This is a genomic window from Mycobacterium sp. 1245805.9 (assembly GCF_001672915.1).
GTDB lineage: Bacteria > Actinomycetota > Actinomycetes > Mycobacteriales > Mycobacteriaceae > Mycobacterium.
In genome coordinates this window covers 1-841 of the sequence record NZ_LZKR01000172.1, presented here as the reverse complement: position 1 = coordinate 841, position 841 = coordinate 1, and the positions used below count along the sequence as shown (strand labels likewise).

Here is an 841-nt window from a genome sequence, read left to right as displayed (position 1 = left end):
CGTCGGCGGCGTGGTGGTGGTAGTCGTCGTCGGCCCCGTCGTGGTGGTCGTGGTCGTCGTCACCGTCGTCGTGGTCGTCGTCGGGGGCGTGTACGACGGCGGCGTATACGGCGGGTACGGGTTGTACGGGGGGCGCCAGCCCGGGTACGGGACGATGACCGGGTACGGGATCGGTCCATCCGGGTTGGGCATCAACCCGGGAACGGGCGCCGGGGCGACCGGGGCGGAACCGGGGGACGCCAGCTGCGGCGGGATGTAGCCGTTGGCGTCCGGGATGACGCCGCCCTGGAATCCCGCGTTGGGCACATCGGGCGGCGGCGGTGGCACCGGCGCCTGCTGCTGCGTGGGCAACAGCGGCATGAACTTGCCCGGGGCGGCGTTCTGGTGGCCGATCACCGGCTGCGCGCTCGCGGTCGGCCGAACGGCGATCGCCACGGCGGCGGCCAGCGTCGCGAATCCCACGACGGCGAAGGCGATGACGGCGTTGCCGAGCACCAGCGACCGTCTGCTCAGCGGCACTCGACTGGTGGCGGCCGGGTCTGCCGGGTCGTCGTCGAAGTCGCCGTACTCGTCCACGTCGCCCGCGAACGGCTCGGCGTCCTCGGCCTGCGAGTACGCCAGCTGCGGTTCCTCCGCGTCCGAGCCCGCCAGCCCGGAGGTCGGGGCGATCCCGGTCGCTTCTCCGGCCACCGCCGTCGCCGGGGCCATCGCCGTCGCGTCCCCGAGCGCGGGTGCCATCGCGGTTCCGAAGCCCGCGGTGACCGGGGGCTGGGGCGTCGTGGGCGCTAACCCGGCGGCCAGCGCCGCGCCGCGCGCGAACGCGAAGTCGGGCCGCTCGAGC

The 841-nt window shown here is 74.9% G+C and carries 1 pseudogene; it reads right to left on the bottom strand.

Features of this window, described 5'->3' with window-relative positions:
* Positions 1-841, bottom strand: a pseudogene (locus tag A9X00_RS31475) (hypothetical protein); the annotation flags it as partial.